This window comes from Labedella endophytica, assembly GCF_003990045.1.
GTDB classification, from domain to species: Bacteria; Actinomycetota; Actinomycetes; order Actinomycetales; family Microbacteriaceae; genus Labedella; species Labedella endophytica.
Genome location: NZ_RZGZ01000006.1, coordinates 69,563 through 90,470, shown reverse-complemented (window position 1 = coordinate 90,470; position 20,908 = coordinate 69,563). Strand labels below are relative to the sequence as shown.

Genomic DNA, 20,908 nt, shown 5'->3' with positions numbered 1-20,908 from the left:
GTGGGTTTCCGGGAATGGCGGGCCGTCTTCCGGCGCCCGGTCCTCGTCGCGATCCTCCTGGGGGTCGGCTCCGTGGGTCTCGTCGGAACCGGCGTGTTCGCTATCGCAACCCACACCCACGAGCAGGCGCAGTTCGTCGAGCTGTCGGGCGGGCGAGGCGTGGAGGTCGACGCGACCCTCTCGGAGGTCCACGCGTCATCGTCCGACACGACAAGAACGGCCCGTCGGCCCTATCAAAGGCCGGAGCTTTGTCCGATCTACACCTTCACTGCCGACGGTCGGGCATATTCGGTTCTCGATCAGACTGATTGCAGCACCCGGTCGGAGGATTTCACGCCGGGTGACTCGGTCGCCGTTCTCTACGACCCGCTGGACCCCACGGTGGCCTTCGTCGACACCGCGGAGACGAGGTCGCGAATCGGGAACGCCCCCGTGTTCTCGATCGCCTCCATCGTCGTCGGTGTCGTCCTCGCCCTCGTGTCGCCGTTCGCCGTCGTGCGGGCTCGGGCTCGGGCTCGGCGGCGACGCTGAGAGCGAGGACGACACGCCGACGAAACGGACGGAGCGCACGGCCTCTGGTCCGGTCATCCGGGGCTTTCCCTCTGGCATCACTTCCGGGCCGGCATCTCGTCGTCGGACGGCTGTGGATGAGCGGCTGTCCGCCATTTCGAACCACCGGTCGTCCTCGGACCTGACGGCCGACCTACCGTCGACCTGTGCACCCCGTCGACCCGCTCCCGGACCCGCCTTCCGACATCGGCCCTGAATCGGGGCCTGTCTACCGTTCCGTCGCCCCCGACGACGGTCACAACGCGGGTACCGACGTGGGACAACGACGCGATGCGTCCGCCGTCCGCCACCAGAGCCGCCAGACTCGCGGGAAACGGTTCCGGGGCCGGATCGGTCTCTCCGCTGGCGTCGTCCTCGTCCTCGTCGCTCTCGGTCTCGCTGCCGTGACCGCGGCCGCTCGCTCCGCCACGGTCGCCGGTTCCTCGACGATCGCTCTCGACGACGCCGAACCGGGCGCGTCACCGCGACCGTCGGAGACCGGCGCCGCCGCGGAGGCGACCGCCGATGCGATCTACGTGCACGTGCTCGGGGCGGTCACACGGCCCGGTCTCTACACGCTCGCTCCCGACGCCCGTGTGGTGGATGCGATCGCGGCGGCCGGCGGCCTCGCGGGAGAGGCGGATGCCGGTTCGATCAATCTCGCCCGCACCCTCACAGACGGCGAGCAGATCGTCGTCCTGAGGCCCGGGGAGGCGCCCACGGCGCCGCAGAGCGGTGCGGCGTCACCCGGCGGAGGAGCGGCGGCCACAGGCAGCGGGCCGGTGAACCTCAACACGGCGACGGCCGAACAGCTCGACACGCTGCCGCGGATCGGGCCGGCCCTCGCCGAGCGCATCATCTCGTGGCGCACGGAGAACGGTCCGTTCCGGCTCGTCGACGAGCTTTTGAACGTTCCGGGGATCGGCGACGCGACCCTGGCCGGGCTCGAGGGACTCGTGACCGTATGACCGATCTGCGGATGGCCGCGCCCGCTCTCGCCGCGTGGGTCACTGCCCTCGCGTGCACGCAGGTCCGCGAGGTACCGGCCTGGGCTTCCCTCACCCTCGGCGGCCTCGCCGTGGTCCTCCTCACGATCGCACCCCGCGCTCGGGCGGTGCGGACGCTCTCGAGCCTCGCCGTCTGCCTCGCGATCGGGGCGGCATCGGCGGCCGGGCTCTCCGCGTCCTCCCTCCAGCGCAGCCCCGCGGTTCTCGAAGACGCGGCGAACTCGTCCCGGGTGGTCGATCTCACCGCCGTCGTCACGGGCCGCCCTCACAATCTCGACGGACCGGGCGACCGGGTCGTGGTCGACGTCACCGTGACCGCGGCCGGTGCCTCTTCCATGCCGTCGACGGCAGCCGGAGTGTCCGGTCTCTCGGCGCCGGCCGTGCTCTTCATCGGCGGCACGGCCGATCTCCGGGTGGGGGAGACCCTCGGGCTCACCGCCCGGGTCGAGAACGGCCGTGACGGGGACCGGCAGGCCTTCGTGCTCGCGGACGCAGGCGGGACCGTGTCTCGCACGGCACCCGCGGCGGTCGACGACCTGGCCGGTGGCCTCCGCGCCGGATTCGTCACGTTCTCGTCCGAGCTCCCGGGGGACGGCGGCCGGTTGCTCCCCGGACTCGCCGTCGGTGACACCGCCCTCGTGGACGAGGCGCTGTCCGATCGGATGACCGAGGCGTCCCTCAGCCATCTGACCGCGGTCTCCGGAGCCAATTGCGCGCTCGTCGTCGGCGCGGTCCTCGGTCTGCTGGCGCTGTGTGGGGCTTCGCGTCGGCTCCGTGTCGGAGGATCGCTCCTCGCGCTGGCGGGATTCGTCGTGCTCGTCACCCCCGAGCCGAGCGTCGTCCGCGCGGCAACGATGGCGGCGATCGTGCTCGTGAGCCACGGACTCGGGCGTCGCTCGCTGGGGGCGCCCGTGCTGTGCCTCGCGGTCGTCGTGTGCCTGCTCGTCGACCCGTGGCTGGCGCGCGAGTTCGGGTTCGCCCTCTCAGTAGCCGCGACGGCCGGACTGCTGTTCCTCGCCGGACCGCTCGCCACCCTGCTGTCGCGATTCGTCCCTCGCGTGCTCGCCGCCGCGATCGCGCTTCCCCTCGCCGCTCAACTCGCCTGTCAGCCGATCATCGTGCTGCTCGATCCGAGCGTGCCCGTCTGGGGCGTTCCGGCCAACATGCTCGCCGCTCCCGCCGCGCCCGTCGTCACGATCCTCGGCATGATCTCGTGCCTCCTGCTGCCCACGCTCCCGGGCCTCGGCGCGGTGATCGGAACCCTCGCGTGGGTGCCGTCGCAATGGGTCGCAGCGGTGGCGGCGGCCACGGACGCGGCTCCACTCGCGCGGTTACCGGGTGCGCCCGGTGTCCCGGGGATGCTCGCGGCAGTCGGGGCGCTCGTGCTCGTCTCCGTCGCCGTCGGTTCCGCGTCTGCGCGGGTCCGACGGTTCTCGGCGTCCGTACTCATCGTCGCGTTCTGCGGGTATCTCGCCGTCCTGGGTGGATCGCGCATCGGGGAGCTGGTGTCGCGCCCGGGGGACTGGACCGTCGCGATGTGCGACGTCGGCCAGGGCGACGCCGTGCTCGTGCGCAGCGGGGGAGCCGTGGCCCTCGTCGATACGGGGCCGGACGCGGATGCCCTCGACGCCTGTCTCGCCGACCTGGGGATCGGTCACATCGACCTGCTCGTCCTCACCCACTTCGACGCCGACCACGTCGGTGGCATCACCGCGGTCATCGGTCGGACGACGCAGGTCCTCCATCAGACGCCGCAGGAGAAGTCGGAGCGCGCCGTCATCACCACGCTCGCGGACGGGGGTGCGCTCGTCGCGGAGACGGCGGCCGGCGACGCCGGGGACCTCGGCGGCGTCGCCTGGCGGGTCCTCTGGCCGCCTCCGCAACCGACGCCGTACACGGGCAACGACGGCAGCGTCGTCATCGAGTTCGGCGGGACGATCGACGCGATCCTGCTCGGCGACCTCGGCGCCGACTCGGGGCTCGCCCTCCTCGCGGAGGGCACCGTGGGATCGGGCTACGCGATCGTCAAGATGGCCCATCACGGCTCGGCCGACCAGTACGGCCCGCTCTATTCACGCATCGGCGCACGCCTCGCCCTCGTCTCGAGCGGCGCGGACAACGACTACGGTCATCCGACTGCCTCGGCGCTCGCGCTCCTGACTCGCGACGGCACAGCCGTCGCCCGCTCGGACCGGAGCGGTACGACCCTCGTCGCAACCCGTGAGGACGAACTCGTGACCTGGTCGTCCGGGCCGGCGGACGGTGGCCTTCGGGCGACGGGATGACGGTGGTGCGCCATAGAATCGGGAGGTCGAAGGAGGTCGCATGGCGGAACGCCGCGCGTCGAAGAGTACGTCGTCGAAACCGTCGTCGAAGGTCGCGATCCCGCAACTCGCCTGGCATGACGTCCGTCCGGCTCCGGTCGTGCTGGTGTCGGGATCCCAGGAGTTCCTCGCGTCCCGCGCGATGACGGCGCTCCGCGACTTCCTGCGCGCCGAGGACCCGAGCCTCGAGGTCTCCGACATCGAGGCGGACTCATACGCGTCGGGAGAGCTCATCTCCCTCGCGAGCCCGTCCCTGTTCGGCGAACCCCGGCTCGTCCGCGTCTTCTCGGTGGAGAAGTGCACGGACGCCTTCATCGACGAGGCCGTGCGCTACCTCGCCTCCCCGCCCGAGGGAGCCACGGTGATCCTGCGCCACGGCGGCGGGGTCCGCGGCAAGCGGCTGCTCGACGCCGTGCGCGCCGCATCCGGCGTGGCCGTCGAGATGGTCTGTACCGATCTCAAGAAGGACGCCGAGAAGATGGACTTCGCCTCCCGCGAGTTCCGCGTCGCGGGCCGCCGCATCGCGCCCGGCGCCCTCCGTCAGGTCGTCGCCGCGTTCTCCGACGACGTCGCCGAGCTCGCGGCCGCCTGCCAGCAGCTCATCGCCGACATCGAGGGCGACATCACCGAGCAGACGGTCACGCGTTACTACGCCGGTCGCGTCGAGACGTCCTCGTTCGCGGTGGCCGACGCCGCCATCGCCGGTCGCACAGGTGAGGCCCTCGTGTCGCTGCGCAATGCGCTCGACTCCGGCGCCGACCCCGTGCCCATGGTCGCCGCCTTCGCGATGAAGATGCGCACGATGGCCAAAGTGAGCGGCAGCAGGGGGGCGTCGGCCTCATCGCTCGGGCTCGCGCCCTGGCAGATCGATCGTGCGCGACGCGACCTCGCCGGGTGGAGCGACGAGGGGCTCGGCGTCGCCATCCGCGCCGTCGCCGACGCCGACGCGAACGTCAAGGGCGGAAGTCGCGACCCGGTCTTCGCCCTGGAACGAATGATCGCGACGGTCGCGTCCCGCGGCACCCTCGGGCCCACTCCCGAACCGTTCTGACGCTCGGGGAACGACGAATGCCCCGTCCAACGGACGGGGCATTCGGTACGTCACGGCCGACCGGGTCAGCTGCAGCGCAGGTGGATCAGAGCGCGGCGACCTTGCTCGCGATGGCCGACTTGCGGTTCGCGCCCTGGTTCTTGTGGATGACGCCCTTGCTCACGGCCTTGTCGATCTTGCGACCCGCGACCTTGAGAGCGGCGACGGCCTTCTCCTTGTCGCCGGCGGTGATCGCCGTGCGCGTTGCGCGGATGGCCGTCCTGACCTCGCTCTTGACCGCCTTGTTGCGCTCCTGAGACTTCTTGTTGGTGCCGATTCGCTTGATCTGCGACTTGATATTTGCCACGTGTACGTACGCTTTCGTCGAGGTTGTATGAAGATGCCGGTAACGAGAGAGGGTCGTACCCGGCGATTCGTGTGGTGAAAACCCACACGCAAGCCAACAGGAAACGATACCAGTTCAGCCCTCCGAGGGGAAATCATCCGACGGCTCGGCGGCGACGTCGTCGGGAGCGGCCTGGACGGCGTCGAGGACGATGCGTGTGAATGCCTCCGGCGCGACGAGCGAGACGAGGTGGCTCGCGCGCGGAACCACGATGAACGGGGCCTCGGGTCGGGCCGCGCGGTAGCGACGCTGGTCCAGCCGGAAGTGGTCGAGAGCACCCGTGACGAACCACACGGGTCCGTCGTACCGAGCGAGCGACGAGATCGGGTCCGTCTGCCCCACGGCGGCGAGCGTCTCGTCCATCGCATCGAGGGCGACCCCGCCGGCTCCGATGTCGGTCGCCGCCGCCTGTCCCACGGCGAGGCGTGCCATCGTGTCGTTGAGCCAGCTCCCGCGGTCCGGTAGGCGGCGGATCGCGCGCGCGAGGCCGCGGTACCCCGCAAGCCCCACCCCCTTCGGCACCGTGAAGCACGAGGAAGCGACGAGCAGGGCGACCTTCTCCGGGCGACGTCCCGCGTACTCGATCGAGAGGTAGCCGCCGAGCGACAACCCGACGAGGACGACCCGACCGCCGAGCGACGCGATCGCGTCGTCGATCGCCGCGAAGGCCGCGTCGAGGGAGAACGGCTCACCGATCCGGTCGCCATGGGCGGGCAGATCGATCGCGAGCGCCGTGACCCCCGCGGCGGTGAGAGCCTCCACTTGACCGCGCCACATCGAGCGGGACGTGCGGATGCCGTGCACGAGGAGGACGGGAGGTCGCTGCGCGGGGTCTCTGTCCATCCGCCCATCGTACGGTCGGCCCGAGCGCCGCGAGGGCGTGCACGGCGCGGTACTAGCGTGGCGGTATGCCGCAGCTCGCCTCGCACATGTCGTCCGTTCCGGAGTCCGGTATCCGCCGGCTCTTCGAGATCGCGCTGTCCCTCGACGACGTCAACGTCTTGGCCGTCGGCGAGCCGGACCAGCCGGTCGCCCCCCACATCGTCGAGGCCGCGACGGCGGCGTGGGAGGCGGGCGAGACGCGCTACACGCCGAACGGCGGCATCCCCGATCTGCGGAGGGCGATCGTCGAGAAGCTCGCGCAGGACAACGCGATGACCGTCGACGTCGAGCAGGTGTGGGTGACTGTCGGCGCCACGCAGGCGCTCATCCAGGCGATGGGTCTCCTGCTCGACGCCGGCGACGAGATTCTCGTGCCCGATCCCGGGTACACGACGTTCTCCATGAACGCGCGCATGCTGCAGGCTGTTCCGGTGCCCTACCGTCTCTCGCCGGAGGACGCGTTCGCTCCAGACCTGGACGAGCTCGAGACGCTCGTCTCCCCGCGAACGCGGGTGCTGCTCGTCAACTCGCCGTCGAACCCCCTCGGTCGGGTCTTCTCCGCAAAGGTCCTGCAGTCGCTCGTGAACTTCGCCGCACGACACGATCTGTGGATCCTCTCCGACGAGGTGTACGAGTACTTCACCTTCACGGGTGAGCACGTGAGTCCCGCGACGCTCGACCGCGATGGGCGCGTCTTCAGCGTGTTCTCGCTCTCGAAGACGTACGCGATGACGGGGATCCGGGTGGGCTACCTCGTGACCCCTCCGGGCTTCGCTGCCGAGATGCGCACGGTGCAGGAGGCGATGATCAGTTGCGTGTCCACACCCGCCCAGCGGGCGGCCGTCGCCGCTCTCACGGGCCCCCGGGAACCGATCGACGCCGCGGCCCGCCACTACGAGGACAACGGACGGGCCGCCGCCGCCCACCTCGCGGGGCGGGGGATGCACTACCTCGAGCCCGAAGGTGCGTTCTACCTCTGGATCGACCTGTCCCACGCCACGGGCGGCGACGTCGCGACCTGGGCCGAGCGCTTCCTGCTGGAGCACCGAGTCGCGGTGGCCCCCGGCAGCGCCTTCGGTCGCTCCGGGGAAGGCTGGGTGCGCGTCTGCCTCGCCGCCGAGCGCGAACGTCTGCTCGACGGACTCGCGAAGCTCCCCGCACCGGGCGACGGGCAGGCGCCGGCCGACTGAGCGGACAGGGCGCGACACATCGCGTGACGACCTGTCACCGCCGGTCGCACGGGCATACGCTCGATGCATGACAAACCAGCATCCCCCCTTCGCCATCGTCGGCGGCCACGTCGTGCCCGTCTCCTCCGCCCCGATCGAGAACGGTGTGGTGCTCGTGGAGGACGGACGCATCAGCGCGGTCGGCGCCGACCTCGCCGTGCCGGAGGGCTGGGACGTCGTCGACGCGACCGGGAAGGTCGTGCTCCCGGGCTTCATCGAGTCCCACGGGCACGTCGGCATCCACGAGGAGGCCAACGGTTCGGCCGGCAACGACACGAACGAGATGACCGACCCGAACACGGCGTTCGTCCGCGCGATCGACGCCGTCAACATCGAGGACGAGGGCTTCGTCGACGCGCTGAGCGGGGGAGTGACGACCGTCGTCGTCAAGCCCGGCTCGGGTAACCCGATCGGCGGCCAGACCGTCGCGATCAAGTCATGGGGCGGGCGTACGATCGACGAACAGCTCGTGTCGGGCTCCGTGAGCGTGAAGTCGGCGCTCGGCGAGAACCCGAAGCGCGTCTACGGCGAGAAGGGCAAGACCCCGAGCACGCGTCTCGGCGTCGCCTCCGTGATCCGTCAGGCGTTCATCGACGCGCAGGACTACGCGGAAGCGCGTTCGGCCGCCGCGCGCGACGGGAAGCCGTTCTCCCGCGATCTCGCGAAGGACACCCTCGTCCGGGTCCTCGACGGCGAGCTCGCCTGGGACCAGCACGTGCACCGACACGACGACATCGCGACGGCCCTCCGGCTCCAGGAGGAGTTCGGCTACCGCCTCGTCATCAACCACGGCACCGAGGGGCACAAGCTCGCGGATGTCCTCGCCGAACGCGACATCCCCGTCATCTTCGGCCCCATGCTCACGTCGCGATCCAAGGTGGAGCTGAAGGACCGCGCGATCGGGAACCTCGCGACGATCGCACGTGCCGGTGTGCGCGTCGCCATCACGACCGACCACCCCGTCGTGCCCATCAACTTCCTGATCCTGCAGGCCGCCCTCGCCGTGAAGGAGGGCCTCGATCGTGACGTCGCCATCGAAGCGCTCACCGTGAACCCCGCAGGCTTCCTCGGACTCGACGCGCGCGTCGGCTCGCTGACCGCCGGTCTCGACGCGGACATCGTCATCTGGTCGGGTGATCCCCTCGACACGACGAGCCTGGCCGAACGCGTCTTCATCGACGGGCGACTCCAGTTCGAGATCGTGGACGGCGTGCCGAGCGTCGCCGATCGCTTCGCCCCGCGGAACGGCTGAGGCCGTGTCGAGGGGAGAGGGTTCGCGCGCGGTCGTCGCGGGGGCAGCGGGTTTCGTCGGGACCGCACTCGTCGCGGATCTCCGCGAGCAGGGGTACGACGTCGTCACGGTGGGCAGGGCGGCGTCGGGGCCGTCCCACGTCTCGTGGGGCGACGCCGCCGGCCTCGATCGGGCGATCGACGGCGCGGCCGTCGTCATCAACCTCGCGGGTAAGAACGTGAGCTGCCGCTACACGGCCAGGAACCGGCGGGAGATCCTGCATTCGCGGACCGCGACCACCTCGGCGATCGCACGTTCCATCGCCGCGTCGGTGTCGCCGCCGCCCGTGTGGATCAATGCGAGCACGGCCACGATCTACCGGCACGCCATGGACCGCCCGATGACCGAGTCCGCCGGGGAGATCGGGACCGGATTCTCCGTCGACGTCGCGACCGCGTGGGAGCGCGCGTTCTTCCAGCCAGCCCTCCCGCAGACGCGGCGTGTGGCCCTGCGCATGGCGATCGTGCTCGGGGATGGCTCGGCACTCGCTCCGCTGCTCGGGCTCAGCCGGGTCGGCCTCGGCGGTCGACAGTACGACGGCCGCTGGTGGGCGCCGCGCTCCAAGCGGCTGGCCGGGGCGTTTCATGAGTACCGGCCGACGCACGGGCGGCAGATGTTCAGCTGGGTCCATCTCGACGACGTCCTGGCGATCGTGCGACGATCGATCGCGGACGATGCGGTGTCCGGTCCGATCAACGTCGCAGCGCCCCGTCCCGTCGACAACGCCGAGCTCATGGCCACGGTACGTCGCGTCGTGCGGATGCCCGTCGGCGTCCCGCTCCGCCGCTGGATGATCGAACTCGGCGCGATCGGCATGCGGACCGAGTCGGAACTCCTGCTCAAGAGCCGCTGGGTCGTCCCCGAGACCCTCACGGCGCTCGGTTACACGTTCCGCCACGCCGAGCTCGAGGGAGCGGTCCGAGCCGTCGTCGAGGGCCGCTCCTAGACCATGGGCATGGTGCCGGTGCGCACGGTCGCCGGCACCATGGGACAATGTGATGTCCACCGCACACCCCTGACGTGAGGATCGCGTGAGCCCCCGAGCGACTACGGCACTCCAGCCCGCCTCCACACCACCGGCGTCGATCCGCAACTTCTGCATCATCGCCCACATCGACCACGGCAAGTCGACGCTCGCCGACCGGATGCTCCAGATCACCGGCGTCGTCTCGGACCGCGACATGCGGGCCCAGTACCTCGACCGCATGGACATCGAGCGCGAGCGCGGCATCACGATCAAGAGCCAGGCCGTGCGTATGCCCTGGGAACGCAACGGCGAGACCTTCGCGCTCAACATGATCGACACGCCCGGCCACGTCGACTTCACCTACGAGGTGTCGCGTTCGCTCGCCGCGTGCGAGGGGGCCATCCTCCTCGTCGACGCCGCCCAGGGCATCGAGGCCCAGACGCTCGCGAACCTCTACCTGGCCCTCGAGAACGACCTCGAGATCATTCCCGTGCTCAACAAGATCGACCTGCCGGCCGCCGACCCGGACAAGTACGCCGGGGAGATCGCCGGGCTCCTCGGCGGATCGCCCGACGACGTCCTGCGCGTCTCGGGCAAGACCGGAATGGGCGTCGAGGAGCTCCTCGACCTCGTGGTCGACCGCATCCCGAGTCCGACGGGCGACGCGAACGCACCGGCCCGCGCGATGATCTTCGACTCGGTCTACGACTCGTACCGCGGCGTCGTCACCTACGTACGCATGATCGACGGATCGCTCAGCTCGCGCGAGCGCATCCAGATGATGTCGACACGCGCGGTGCACGAGCTCCTCGAGATCGGCGTGTCCTCGCCGGAGCCGCTGCGCTCGAAGGGGCTCGGCGTCGGCGAGGTCGGCTACCTCATCACCGGTGTGAAGGATGTGCGCCAGAGCAAGGTCGGCGACACCGTGACGACGTCGGTGAAGCCGGCGACGGAAGCGCTGCCCGGCTACACCGACCCGAAGCCTATGGTCTTCTCGGGTCTCTACCCGATCGACGGGGCCGAGTACCCGGATCTGCGCGAGGCGCTCGACAAGCTCAAGCTCTCGGACGCCGCCCTCAACTACGAGCCGGAGACCTCCGTCGCCCTCGGCTTCGGGTTCCGCGTCGGCTTCCTCGGTCTCCTCCACCTCGAGATCATCACGGAGCGCCTCGAGCGCGAGTTCGGCCTCGACCTCATCGCCACGGCGCCGTCCGTGACCTACGAGGTCATGACGGAGGACAAGAAGACCGTCACCGTCACGAACCCGAGCGAATTCCCCGGCGGCAAGATCCACGCCGTCTCCGAGCCCGTCGTGAAGGTGGGCGTGCTCGCCCCCAAGGACTACGTCGGCACCATCATGGAGCTGTGCCAGTCCCGGCGCGGGACCCTGCTCGGCATGGAGTACCTCGGAGAGGACCGCGTCGAACTGCGGTACACGATGCCGCTCGGCGAGATCGTCTTCGACTTCTTCGACCACCTCAAGAGCCGCACGCAGGGGTACGCCTCGCTCGACTACGAGCCGGCGGGCGAACAGGAGGCCGACCTCGTGAAGGTCGACATCCTCCTGCAGGGGGAACAGGTCGACGCGTTCAGCGCGATCGTGCACCGCGAGAAGGCCTACGCCTACGGCGTGCTCATGACGGAGCGCCTCAAGAACCTCATCCCGCGCCAGCAGTTCGAGGTGCCCATCCAGGCCGCGATCGGTGCTCGCATCATCGCTCGCGAGTCGATCCGCGCGATGCGCAAGGACGTGCTCGCGAAGTGCTACGGCGGCGACATCACCCGGAAGCGCAAGCTGCTCGAGAAGCAGAAGGAGGGCAAGAAGCGCATGAAGATGGTCGGCAAGGTCGAGGTGCCGCAGGAGGCCTTCATCGCCGCGCTCTCCGGAGACACCGAGACGAAGAAGGAAAAGAAGTAGAGCCATGCGCCGCGAGAGCTTCGAGGACCTCCACGTCGATTACGGCGCCGTCGGCGCAACCGCCGCCCCCGACATGATGCAGTATCCGCCGCGCGGCTTCCGCTCCGCCGAGGTGGAGGTGCGGCTCGGCAGCGGCGCGGAGCGCTTCACGCAGGCCGTCGACGCGATCATGTCGTGGGACCTCTACCGCGGCTCCGGGATCGCCGTCCAGGTGCTCGCCCACGGCGAGCCCGGTGCATACACCGGAGTGAAGTTCGCCGATGACGGCACCCCGATCGCCCCGGCGACGCTGTCGGCAGAGGAACGCTTCACCGCCGACGGCACACCCTACGTCTCGTCCGGGGCGTCCGCTCGCCTGAGCGGTCGAGTGGGCGTCTACCGCGTCACGACGCGCGTGCGCGTGGTGTCGGTCGTCGAGGACGAGCGCCGCGTGAGTGTCACGTTCGGAACCTTAGGCGGCGGCGTCGTGAGCGGCGAGGACGCCTACATCGTCGAACTTGCCGACGACGACAGCGTCCGGTTCATCCAGCGCTCCGTGTTCCGCGCGAAGGCGCTGCACTACCGCCTCTTCCGCTGGCTCGTGAGGCGCCGGTGGACCGCGCTCTCCACGCGATTCGCGCGCACCCTCTCGCCCCTCTGGGCGGCGCGGCGCCGCGGCCAGGTCACGGAGTAGGCGCGCGTGGCCGGTCCGCTTCCCCTCGCCGACCCGGCCCCGCGCGACGGACTCCTCCCGGACTCGGTCGCCATCGGGGCCGACGCTCGGGCGTTCGGGGTCTACCTGCACGTGCCGTTCTGCCTGGTGCGCTGCGGCTACTGCGACTTCAACACCTACACGTCGACGGAGCTCCGCGGGGCCTCGCAGGCCGACTACGCGACGCAGGCGATCGGTGAGATCGTCCAGGCCGCCCGGGTCCTCGAGGCCGCAGGGCTGCCTCAACGACCTGCGCGCACGGTCTTCTTCGGCGGAGGCACGCCCACCCTCCTCCCCGCCTCCGACCTCGTGCGCATGCTCGACGCGATCCGCACGTACCTCGGGATCGCGGACGGCGCGGAGATCACGACCGAGGCCAATCCGGACAGTGTCGACGAGGAGTACCTCCAGGAGCTCGCTCGGGCCGGCTTCACCCGTGTCTCGTTCGGCATGCAGTCGGCGGTGCCCGGCGTCCTCGCGACCCTCGACCGCACGCACGACCCCGCACGCATCCCCGTCGTGGTTCGGGCGGCACGAGCGGCCGGCCTGCAGGTGAGCCTCGATCTCATCTACGGCACACCGGGGGAGACGATCCACGACTGGCGCACGTCCCTCGAGACGGCGATCGCCGAACGCCCCGATCACGTGTCGGCCTACGCCCTCATCGTCGAGCAGGGCACGAAGCTCGCCCGTCGCATCCGCTCGGGGGAGCTCGCCGCCCCGTCGGACGACCTGCAGGCCGATATGTACGAGCTCGCGGACGAGCTCCTCGGCGCCGCCGGCTATTCCTGGTACGAGGTCAGCAACTGGGCGGCCTCGCCGAGCTTCCGCTCGCGCCACAACCTGTCCTACTGGACGGGAGCCGACTGGTGGGGCGTCGGTCCCGGCGCCCACAGCCACGTCGGGGGCGTGCGCTGGTGGAACGTCAAGCATCCGGCCGCGTACGCCGGGCTCGTGAGCGACGGCGCGTCACCCGCGCACGGACGGGAGACCCTCGACGACGGCACGCGACTCGTCGAGCGCATCCTGCTCGAGACCAGAATCGCCGACGGACTCGCGATCGACGTGCTCGGAGCGGACGCACGCCAGGCGGTCGCCGGCCTGATCGCTGACGGGCTCGTGAACGGAGAAGCCGCCCTGCACGGGAGGATAATCCTCACCCTGCGCGGGCGGCTTCTGGCCGACGCCGTCGTTCGACGACTCATCGGCTGACCGTCGGTCGCCGCGCGTCCGTTAGACAGCGGGAGGATAATCCTCACCCTGCGCGGGCGGCTTCTGGCCGACGCCGTCGTGCGTCGGCTCGTCGGCTCGTCGGCTGACTTCGGCGTCCGGTCCGCGACTGAATGCGGCGGACCGGACGCGCCGGATCACTTGATGAAGCGGAAGTTCACCGGGTAGCGGTAGGCCGAGCCGCCGTTGACCTTCACGCCACCGATGATCGAGAACACGAGGTTCGCGATGTACGGCACATAGGCGAGGAGGCCGAGGAGCGCGCCGATACCGCCGTAGCCGTATCCGTTGCTGCCGATGGCGATCACGACGGACAGGATGCCGAGGATGATGCTGAACGCGATGTTGGCGATGATCCAGGTGATCTGCCAGTTGAGGGCTTCCTTCGACTCCTGGCGGGTGAATCCGCCGCGGTCCTTGAAGACGAGGAAGATGATGAGCGACGGCAGGAAGCCGAGGACTCCGCCGAAGTGCGACCACATCGCCCACTGCTTGTCCTCTGCGGGGCTGAGGGGAGCCGCCCCGTTCGACTGGCCGTAGGGCTGCTGCGGTCCGCCGTAGCCGGGACCCTGCGGGCCGCCATAGCCGGGCTGTCCCTGAGGAGCGCCGTAGGGAGGCTGACCCTGAGGGGCACCGTAACCGGGCTGACCCTGGGGTGCACCGTACGGGGGCTGACCCTGAGGAGCGCCGTAGCCCGGCTGGCCCTGAGGCGCACCGTAGGGCGGCTGGCCCTGACCAGGCTGACCCTGGGGGGCGCCGTAGGGCTGCTGCGGCGGGGGCGGGGGCTGCTGGGGTCCGCCGTACGGCGGCTGCCCGTTCGCCGGATTCTGCTGATCTCCCGGCTGGGGGGAGGAGGGGTCGGACATCGCCGTTCCTTTCGATCGGTTGTCGTGCGGCGCTGTGATGCTGTTCCCGGCCGAACCGGGAGGTGCGCGCTCCCGCGCGAGGCACAGGCTCACGGTATCGGTCCCGCGGAACCACCCGCAATCGCCGCACCGTCCTGCACGGAGCCCGTCACTCCATCGACACGGCGAGCGCCGGTCGCGCATGCCCGTCACCGGAGTATCATTGGCACTCAGAGACAGTGAGTGCCAGCGATCGACGGGAGGGCGCCGATGGTATCGGAACGCGGACTGGACGTTCTCCGTGCGATCGTGCACGACTACGTCGCCTCCCGTGAGCCCGTCGGATCGAAGTCCATCGTCGACCGCCACGCGTTCGGCGTCTCGGCCGCGACCATCCGCAACGACATGGCCCTCCTCGAGGAGGAGGAGCTCATCGTCGCTCCACACACGTCGAGCGGCCGCGTCCCGACCGACAAGGGCTACCGGCTCTTCGTCGACCAGCTCGCGGACCGGCGTCCGCTGTCGAGTGCGCAGCGCGTGGCCATCGAGCAGTTCCTGGGGGAGTCCGTCGACCTCGACGACGTCCTCTCCCGCACCGTCCGGCTGCTGTCGCAGCTCACGAACCAGGTCGCGATCGTGCAGTACCCGACGTTCTCGAACGCCTCCGTGCGGCACATCGAGCTCGTGACCCTCGCACCCTCCCGCCTCCTCGTCGTGCTCATCACCGATTCCGGTCGGGTCGAGCAGCGCGTGATCGAGACGGGAGCGCCGGTCGCCCCCGAGGTCGTCGAGCGGTTGAGGACGGCGATCGGCGACGCGACCGTCGGCTTCTCCATCGCCGAGGCGGCGGCGGCTCTCGAGAAGCTGCCAGCTGGAGTCGACGCGCCGATGCGCGACGTCGCGGTCCTCGTCACCGATGCCGTCATCGGCCAGCTCGGTCACCATCGGCAGGATCGCCTGGTCCTCGCCGGTTCAGCGAACCTCGCGCGCACGGAGGACGACTTCCGCGGAAGCATCTTCCCCGTCCTCGAGGCGCTCGAGCAGCAGGTCGTGCTGTTGCGCCTCTTCGGCGAGCTGCAGTCCGACGCGTTCGGTGTGACCGCGCGCATCGGACGGGAGAACGCGGCCTACGGGCTGTCGGAGACGTCCGTCGTGGTGAGCGACTACTCCACGGCCGGCGAGACCGCGCGGCTCGGGGTCCTCGGCCCCACGCGGATGGATTACAGCAACAACATGGCGGCCGTGCGGGCCGTCGCCCGCTATCTCACACGACTCCTCGGGGAGTCGTGACCGACCCGGTCCGTGTCATCCGGACCACCGAACATCCCCATCCACGACGTCGGCGCCCACGAGGCACCGACGCACTCAGACGAAAGGCCCTGTGTGGCTGACCACTACGACGTCCTCGGTGTCTCGCGCGATGCGAGCGCCGACGAGATCAAGAAGGCGTACCGTCGCCTCGCCCGCGAGCTCCACCCCGACGTGAACCCCGGGGCGGACGCGAGCGAGAAGTTCAAGGCCGTCACGCACGCGTACGACGTACTGAGCGACCCGGAGCAGCGTCAGCGCTACGACCTCGGCGACGCCGGTGGCTTCGGCGGCGGAGCGGGAGGCGCCGGGTTCTCGGGCTTCGGCGACATCTTCGACTCGTTCTTCGGCGGCGGGACGCAGCGCGGACCGCGCTCGCGTCGGGAGCGCGGTCAGGACGCCCTCCTGCGCGTCGAGGTCGACCTCGACGAGGTCATCTTCGGCACGCACCGCGACCTCGAGGTCGACACGGCCGTCGTCTGCGGAACGTGCAACGGCTCGTGCTGCCAGCCCGGCACCTCTCCCGTCACGTGCGACGTCTGCCGGGGCGCCGGCCAGATCCAGCGCACGGTCCGCTCGCTGCTCGGCAATGTCGTCACGGCCTCGCCGTGCGGCACCTGCCGCGGTTACGGCACCGTCATCCCCAACCCCTGCCTCACGTGCAGCGGCCAGGGCCGCGTGCGCGCGCGTCGTACCGTTCCCGTCGACATCCCCGCGGGCGTCGACACCGGCCTGCGCCTCCAGATGCCGGGCAGCGGAGAGGTCGGCCCCGCCGGTGGCCCGAACGGTGATCTGTTCCTCGAGATCAAGGTGCGCAACAACGACGACTTCAGCCGCGACGGCGACGATCTCCTCTGCACGCTCGAGGTGCCCATGACGGATGCCGTCTTCGGCGCCGAGGCCTCGATCCCGGGACTCGACGGCAACGTCGACCTCGAGGTGCGCGCGGGAGTCCAGAGCGGAGAGATCCTCACCGTCAGGGGTCGGGGCATCACGAAGCTCCGCGGCCAGGGTCGCGGGGATCTCCGCATCGGTATCCAGGTCGTGACGCCGACGAAGCTCGATCACAAGGAGCGGGAACTGCTCGAGAAGTTCGCGAAGGGACGCAAGCAGGCGGGCCCGCAGCTCGCCTCCTTCCACCAGGGCATCTTCTCCAAGCTCCGCGACCGCTTCCGGGGCTGAGAGTGAGCTCACTCTTCTACGCCGCCGACCTCGCCGAGCACGACGACGGTTCGCTCGTCACGGTGGGCGGCAAGGAGGCGCATCACGCGCTGGTGAACCGGCTGAGAGCAGGGGAGTCGGTCATGCTCGGCGACGGTCGGGGCATGCTCGCCGACGCGACGGTCGAGTCCGTCTCGACGTCCGAGATCGCCTTCCGACTCGGAGAGGTCCGGCGCGAGCAGCGCCCGCGGCCAGAAGTGTGGCTCGCGCAGTCGCTCGCGAAGGGTGATCGCGACGAGCTCGCCATCCAGGCCGCCACCGAGGTGGGCGTCTCCGGAGTCATCCCGTTGCAGGCCGCCCGCAGCATCTCCCGTTGGACCGGACCCAAACTCGACAAGGGCGTCGCGCGCTGGATGACGATCGTCCGCGAGGCGAGCAAGCAGGCGATCCGATCGTGGGTCCCCGACGTCACGACGCCCCTCGCGCCGGCCGACCTCGTGGCCGACGGCGACCTCGTCCTCGTGCTCGATCCACGGGCAAGCGTCCGACTGGCCGATGCCGTGCGCGCGGTGCCGGACGACGCGCGGCGCATCGTGCTCGCCGTCGGTCCCGAAGGCGGCTTCTCTCCCGACGAGATCGCATCCCTCGAGAGGGCCGGCGCGATCCCCGTCGTCCTCGGCGACACCGTGCTGCGCACCTCCACAGCAGGGCCCGCCGCGATCGCGGTCGCGAACGTCGCCCTCGGCCGCTGGTGACCGCTCGCACGGAGCCGCCCCGCCCCGTTCGGCTCGGCCGTAGACTGGACGTCATGGACACCGCAGAACCCAGCATCTTCAGTCGCATCGTCGCGCGCGAGATCCCGGCGGACGTCGTGTTCGAATCGGACCGGCTCATCGCCTTCCGTGACATCGCTCCGCAGGCCCCGGTCCACGTCCTCGTCGTTCCGAAGACGGAGCAGTACCGCAACGTGTCCGAGCTCGCCGCCGGCGACCCCGGTCTCCTGGCGGAACTCGTCGCGACGGCGTCTGACATCGCGTCCGAGCACTCCGACGGCGACTACCGGCTCGTGTTCAACACGGGTGCGGGCGCCGGGCAGACCGTCTTCCACGTGCACGCGCACGTGCTCGCAGGGGGACTCGGGGAGGACACGCTTGGCGGAGCCTGACGGCGGCGCGGTCTCGCGCCTCCACATCGACGGCGTCGCCCTCGTGCGCCTCTTCGGTCCCCAGGATCGATTGCTGCGCACGATCGAGACGCAGTACCCGGCCGTGGAATTGCACGCGCGGGGGAACGAGATCACTCTGAGCGGCGACCCCGAACAGGTCGCCGCCGCCACCACCCTCATCGAGGAGCTCCTCATCATGATCCGCAACGGACAGGACGTCGAACCCGACGAGGTCCGCTCGTCCGCGAACATCCTGGACGCCGACGGCCGCCCGGCCGACGTGCTCGGCGGCCAGGCCATCCTGACGTCCCGCGGCAAGAGCATCCGGGCCAAGACGGCCGGTCAGCGGGCGTACGTCGACGCGATCGACGAGAGCACCATCGTGTTCGGAATCGGACCGGCCGGAACGGGCAAGACCTACCTCGCGATGGCCAAGGCCGTCCAGGCACTCCAGCGCAAGGAGGTCAACCGCATCATCCTCACGAGGCCGGCCGTCGAGGCGGGCGAGCGGCTCGGCTTCCTGCCCGGCACGCTCACCGACAAGATCGACCCGTACCTGCGTCCCCTCTACGACGCCCTCAACGAGATGATGGATCCGGAGATCGTGCCCAAGCTGCTTGCGGCCGGGACCATCGAGGTCGCACCTCTCGCCTACATGCGCGGCCGCACCCTCAACGACTCCTTCATCGTCCTCGACGAGGCGCAGAACACCTCGCCGGAGCAGATGAAGATGTTCCTCACTCGACTCGGTTTCGGATCGAAGATGGTCGTCACGGGCGACATCACCCAGATCGACCTCCCGACGAACGCCTCCGGGCTCCGGCTCGTCACGCGCGTGCTGTCGGAGATCGACGACATCCACTTCGCCCGCCTCACGAGCGAGGACGTCGTGCGACACTCCCTCGTGGGACGCATCGTGGACGCGTACAGCGAGTACGACGCGAAGAAGCAGGCCGACCACTACGAGCGCGAGCAGGCGAGGGAATTCGCCAATCGTGCCGAGCGCCGCGGAGCGGTGCCGCGCGACCGCCAGCCGCGAGGAGGACGCTCATGAGCATCGAGATCAACAACGAATCCGGCATCGAGGTCGACGAGGCCAAGATCCAGCGGGTCGCGGACTTCGCCCTCGGTGTCATGCACGTGAGCGAGGAGGCCGAGCTCAACATCGTGCTCGTCGACGAGGCCGCCATGGAGCAGCTGCACGTGCAGTGGATGGACGAGCCCGGCCCCACGGACGTGCTGAGCTTCCCGATGGACGAGCTCCGTCCGGGTACGGAGGACGAACCGACCCCGCCAGGGCTGCTCGGTGACATCGTTCTGTGCCCCCAGGTCGCCGAGTCGCAGGCCGAGACCGCCGGCCACGCGACGATCGACGAGCTCCTCCTGCTCACCGCGCACGGCGTCCTCCACCTCCTCGGTTTCGATCACGCGGAACCGGAGGAGGAGAAGGAGATGTTCGGCATCCAGCGCGACATCCTCCTCGGCTTCGCGATGAGCGAGCGGCGCGGCTGACCCATGCTGCTCCTCTGGCTCATCGCCGGGTCGTTCGTCCTCGTCGCCTTCGCCGGTCTCATGTCGGCCGCGGAGGCCGCCATCTCCGTCAAGTCCCGCTCGGACATCCTCTCGATCGCCGTGGAGTCACGGGCACGACGCTCGCTCATGCGGATAGCGGAGGACACCGGGACGCACGTCAACGCGATCTCTTTCATCAGGATCTCCGCCGAGACGACCGCAGCGGTGCTCGTCACTCTCGCCTTCGCCTTCTCGCTCGACTCGCTGTGGCTCGCACTCGTCCTCTCCGCCCTCCTCATGACGGCGGTCTCGTTCGTCCTCGTCGGGGCGAGCCCGCGCGGATTCGGTCGCTCGAACGCCGACACGATCCTGCAGCTCACCGCCCCGATCGTGCACCTCGTACGCGTCGTGCTCGGTCCGCTCGCGGATGCGCTCGTGGCCTTCGGCAACCGAGTCACGCCCGGCGTCTCCCGCAACTCGGCGTTCGCCTCCGAGGAGCAGCTCCTCAGCATGGTGGATGAGGCGACCGAGCTCGCGGTGCTCGAGGAGGACGAACGCGCGCTCATCCACTCGATCTTCGAGTTCAATCAGACGGTCGTCCGCGAGGTGATGGTGCCGCGCACCGACATGATCGTCGTCGACGCCTCCGAGACCGTGCAGGCGGCCACTGGCGTGTTCCTCCGCACGGGCGTCTCGCGGCTCCCCGTGATCGACGGGGACGTCGACGAGGTCGTCGGAATCCTGTTCCTCAAGGATGTCGCCCGTATCGGCTATGAGACCCCGGCTCAGGCGGACGTCCTCACGGCGCGGGACATCGCGAAGGCGGTGCTCTTCGTTCCCGAATCGCAGAAGGCCGACGCGCTCCTCGCCCAGATGCAGCTCGAGTCCACGCACCTCGCGATCGTCATCGACGAGTACGGCGGCGTGGCCGGTCTCGTGACGATCGAGGACCTCATCGAGGAGCTCGTGGGGGAGATCTCCGACGAGTACGACACCGAGCTCGCCGAGGTCGTCGACCTCGGCGACGGTGGCTACCGTGTGAGCGCGCGGCTCGCGATCGACGAGCTCGGTGAGCTCTACGGGATCGAACTCGAGGACGACGACGTCGACTCCGTCGGCGGACTCCTCACGAAACACCTGGGCCGACTTCCGGTCGCAGGGGACGACGTCACGGCGAACGGGCTCGTGCTCGTCGCAGATCGGGTCGACGGACGACGCAAGCGGCTCGTGAGCGTCGTCGTTCGACCCACGGAGGCGCTCGACGAGATCCGCGCGGCGCTCGAGAGAGAGGCAGCGGGATGACGCAGGAACAGCCGGAGCACGAAATCGAGAAGGACGCGATCGAGCAGGAGACGGCCACCCCGGAGACCGTCGAACCCGATTCGATCGAGGA

20 protein-coding genes are annotated in these 20,908 nt (G+C 69.8%); 17 read left to right on the top strand and 3 right to left on the bottom strand.

Features of this window, described 5'->3' with window-relative positions; translation table 11 throughout:
- The 4 genes from ELQ94_RS16570 to holA all read left to right on the top strand — a co-directional run bounded on the left by ELQ94_RS16570 (nt 1) and on the right by holA (nt 4,931).
- Nucleotides 1-531: a DUF3592 domain-containing protein gene (locus ELQ94_RS16570; protein ID WP_127051480.1), complete on the top strand. Its 531-nt coding sequence runs from the start codon at nt 1-3 to the stop codon at nt 529-531.
- A 185-nt stretch (nt 532-716) separates the two neighbouring features.
- Nucleotides 717-1,517: a ComEA family DNA-binding protein gene (locus ELQ94_RS16565; RefSeq protein WP_243697082.1), complete on the top strand. Its 801-nt coding sequence runs from the start codon at nt 717-719 to the stop codon at nt 1,515-1,517.
- Entirely contained in the window at nt 1,514-3,841 is a 2,328-nt protein-coding gene (locus ELQ94_RS16560) for a ComEC/Rec2 family competence protein (protein ID WP_127051479.1), read from the top strand. The genes ELQ94_RS16565 and ELQ94_RS16560 overlap by 4 nt, the downstream gene beginning before the upstream one ends.
- Nucleotides 3,842-3,881: 40 nt before the next feature.
- Entirely contained in the window at nt 3,882-4,931 is a 1,050-nt protein-coding gene (gene holA / locus ELQ94_RS16555; RefSeq protein WP_127051478.1) for a DNA polymerase III subunit delta, read from the top strand.
- Between the two features lie 85 nt (nt 4,932-5,016).
- On the opposite strand, the gene rpsT is transcribed toward holA, so the two are convergent.
- Together rpsT and ELQ94_RS16545 are read right to left on the bottom strand one after the other, a co-directional pair.
- Nucleotides 5,017-5,277 carry a 30S ribosomal protein S20 gene (gene rpsT, locus ELQ94_RS16550; RefSeq protein ID WP_127051477.1) on the bottom strand — a complete coding sequence of 87 codons (261 nt, stop codon included), beginning with the start codon at nt 5,275-5,277 and terminating at the stop codon, nt 5,017-5,019.
- 114 nt (nt 5,278-5,391) lie between these two features.
- Nucleotides 5,392-6,159: an alpha/beta fold hydrolase gene (locus tag ELQ94_RS16545; RefSeq protein ID WP_127051476.1), complete on the bottom strand. Its 768-nt coding sequence runs from the start codon at nt 6,157-6,159 to the stop codon at nt 5,392-5,394.
- A 65-nt stretch (nt 6,160-6,224) separates the two neighbouring features.
- Here ELQ94_RS16545 and ELQ94_RS16540 point away from each other — a divergent pair, with 65 nt between their 5' ends.
- The 6 genes from ELQ94_RS16540 to hemW all read left to right on the top strand — a co-directional run bounded on the left by ELQ94_RS16540 (nt 6,225) and on the right by hemW (nt 13,506).
- Nucleotides 6,225-7,388: a pyridoxal phosphate-dependent aminotransferase gene (locus ELQ94_RS16540; protein WP_127051475.1), complete on the top strand. Its 1,164-nt coding sequence runs from the start codon at nt 6,225-6,227 to the stop codon at nt 7,386-7,388.
- A 67-nt stretch (nt 7,389-7,455) separates the two neighbouring features.
- Entirely contained in the window at nt 7,456-8,679 is a 1,224-nt protein-coding gene (locus ELQ94_RS16535; protein WP_127051474.1) for an amidohydrolase, read from the top strand.
- 4 nt (nt 8,680-8,683) lie between these two features.
- The gene (locus tag ELQ94_RS16530) at nt 8,684-9,664 is read left to right on the top strand and encodes an epimerase (RefSeq protein ID WP_127051473.1); all 981 of its coding nucleotides are present in this window, start codon (nt 8,684-8,686) and stop codon (nt 9,662-9,664) included.
- Nucleotides 9,665-9,749: 85 nt separating this feature from the next.
- Nucleotides 9,750-11,603 carry a translation elongation factor 4 gene (gene lepA, locus ELQ94_RS16525; protein WP_127051472.1) on the top strand — a complete coding sequence of 618 codons (1,854 nt, stop codon included), beginning with the start codon at nt 9,750-9,752 and terminating at the stop codon, nt 11,601-11,603.
- Nucleotides 11,604-11,607: 4 nt separating this feature from the next.
- A complete protein-coding gene (locus ELQ94_RS16520; protein ID WP_127051471.1) occupies nt 11,608-12,276 on the top strand; it encodes a DUF1990 family protein in 669 nt (222 codons plus the stop codon).
- Between the two features lie 6 nt (nt 12,277-12,282).
- The gene (hemW, locus tag ELQ94_RS16515; protein WP_127051470.1) at nt 12,283-13,506 is read left to right on the top strand and encodes a radical SAM family heme chaperone HemW; all 1,224 of its coding nucleotides are present in this window, start codon (nt 12,283-12,285) and stop codon (nt 13,504-13,506) included.
- Between the two features lie 155 nt (nt 13,507-13,661).
- Here hemW and ELQ94_RS17650 read toward each other — a convergent pair whose 3' ends face one another.
- Nucleotides 13,662-14,390, bottom strand: a complete 729-nt coding sequence (locus ELQ94_RS17650) for a DUF4870 domain-containing protein (protein WP_243697081.1) — start codon at nt 14,388-14,390, stop codon at nt 13,662-13,664.
- Between the two features lie 249 nt (nt 14,391-14,639).
- On the opposite strand from ELQ94_RS17650, the gene hrcA reads away from it, so the two are divergent.
- The 7 genes from hrcA (at nt 14,640) to ELQ94_RS16470 (ending at nt 20,817) form a co-directional block, all read left to right on the top strand.
- Nucleotides 14,640-15,659, top strand: a complete 1,020-nt coding sequence (gene hrcA, locus ELQ94_RS16500) for a heat-inducible transcriptional repressor HrcA (protein ID WP_127051469.1) — start codon at nt 14,640-14,642, stop codon at nt 15,657-15,659.
- 93 nt (nt 15,660-15,752) lie between these two features.
- On the top strand, nt 15,753-16,859 hold the full coding sequence (dnaJ, locus tag ELQ94_RS16495; protein ID WP_127051468.1) for a molecular chaperone DnaJ: 1,107 nt from the start codon (nt 15,753-15,755) through the stop codon (nt 16,857-16,859).
- Between the two features lie 2 nt (nt 16,860-16,861).
- On the top strand, nt 16,862-17,593 hold the full coding sequence (locus ELQ94_RS16490) for a 16S rRNA (uracil(1498)-N(3))-methyltransferase (RefSeq protein WP_127051467.1): 732 nt from the start codon (nt 16,862-16,864) through the stop codon (nt 17,591-17,593).
- Between the two features lie 53 nt (nt 17,594-17,646).
- Nucleotides 17,647-18,003: a histidine triad nucleotide-binding protein gene (locus ELQ94_RS16485; protein ID WP_127051466.1), complete on the top strand. Its 357-nt coding sequence runs from the start codon at nt 17,647-17,649 to the stop codon at nt 18,001-18,003.
- Nucleotides 17,990-19,057: a PhoH family protein gene (locus ELQ94_RS16480; protein ID WP_127051465.1), complete on the top strand. Its 1,068-nt coding sequence runs from the start codon at nt 17,990-17,992 to the stop codon at nt 19,055-19,057. The genes ELQ94_RS16485 and ELQ94_RS16480 overlap by 14 nt, the downstream gene beginning before the upstream one ends.
- The gene (gene ybeY / locus ELQ94_RS16475; RefSeq protein WP_127051464.1) at nt 19,054-19,515 is read left to right on the top strand and encodes an rRNA maturation RNase YbeY; all 462 of its coding nucleotides are present in this window, start codon (nt 19,054-19,056) and stop codon (nt 19,513-19,515) included. The genes ELQ94_RS16480 and ybeY overlap by 4 nt, the downstream gene beginning before the upstream one ends.
- Nucleotides 19,516-19,518: 3 nt before the next feature.
- Nucleotides 19,519-20,817, top strand: coding sequence for a hemolysin family protein (locus ELQ94_RS16470; RefSeq protein ID WP_127051463.1), 1,299 nt, complete (start codon nt 19,519-19,521; stop codon nt 20,815-20,817).
- Nucleotides 20,818-20,908 lie beyond the last annotated feature (91 nt).

Bases quoted from the DNA above. Each gene is read 5' to 3' on its own strand.
- holA (WP_127051478.1), top strand. From the start codon at position 3,882: ATGGCGGAACGCCGCGCGTCGAAGAGTACGTCGTCGAAACCGTCGTCG.
- ELQ94_RS16520 (WP_127051471.1), top strand. From the start codon at position 11,608: ATGCGCCGCGAGAGCTTCGAGGACCTCCACGTCGATTACGGCGCCGTC.
- ELQ94_RS16485 (WP_127051466.1), top strand. From the start codon at position 17,647: ATGGACACCGCAGAACCCAGCATCTTCAGTCGCATCGTCGCGCGCGAG.
- hrcA (WP_127051469.1), top strand. From the start codon at position 14,640: ATGGTATCGGAACGCGGACTGGACGTTCTCCGTGCGATCGTGCACGAC.
- ELQ94_RS16545 (WP_127051476.1), bottom strand. From the start codon at position 6,159: ATGGACAGAGACCCCGCGCAGCGACCTCCCGTCCTCCTCGTGCACGGC.
- ELQ94_RS16560 (WP_127051479.1), top strand. From the start codon at position 1,514: ATGACCGATCTGCGGATGGCCGCGCCCGCTCTCGCCGCGTGGGTCACT.
- ELQ94_RS16540 (WP_127051475.1), top strand. From the start codon at position 6,225: ATGCCGCAGCTCGCCTCGCACATGTCGTCCGTTCCGGAGTCCGGTATC.
- ELQ94_RS16535 (WP_127051474.1), top strand. From the start codon at position 7,456: ATGACAAACCAGCATCCCCCCTTCGCCATCGTCGGCGGCCACGTCGTG.
- ELQ94_RS16470 (WP_127051463.1), top strand. From the start codon at position 19,519: ATGCTGCTCCTCTGGCTCATCGCCGGGTCGTTCGTCCTCGTCGCCTTC.
- ybeY (WP_127051464.1), top strand. From the start codon at position 19,054: ATGAGCATCGAGATCAACAACGAATCCGGCATCGAGGTCGACGAGGCC.
- ELQ94_RS17650 (WP_243697081.1), bottom strand. From the start codon at position 14,390: ATGTCCGACCCCTCCTCCCCCCAGCCGGGAGATCAGCAGAATCCGGCG.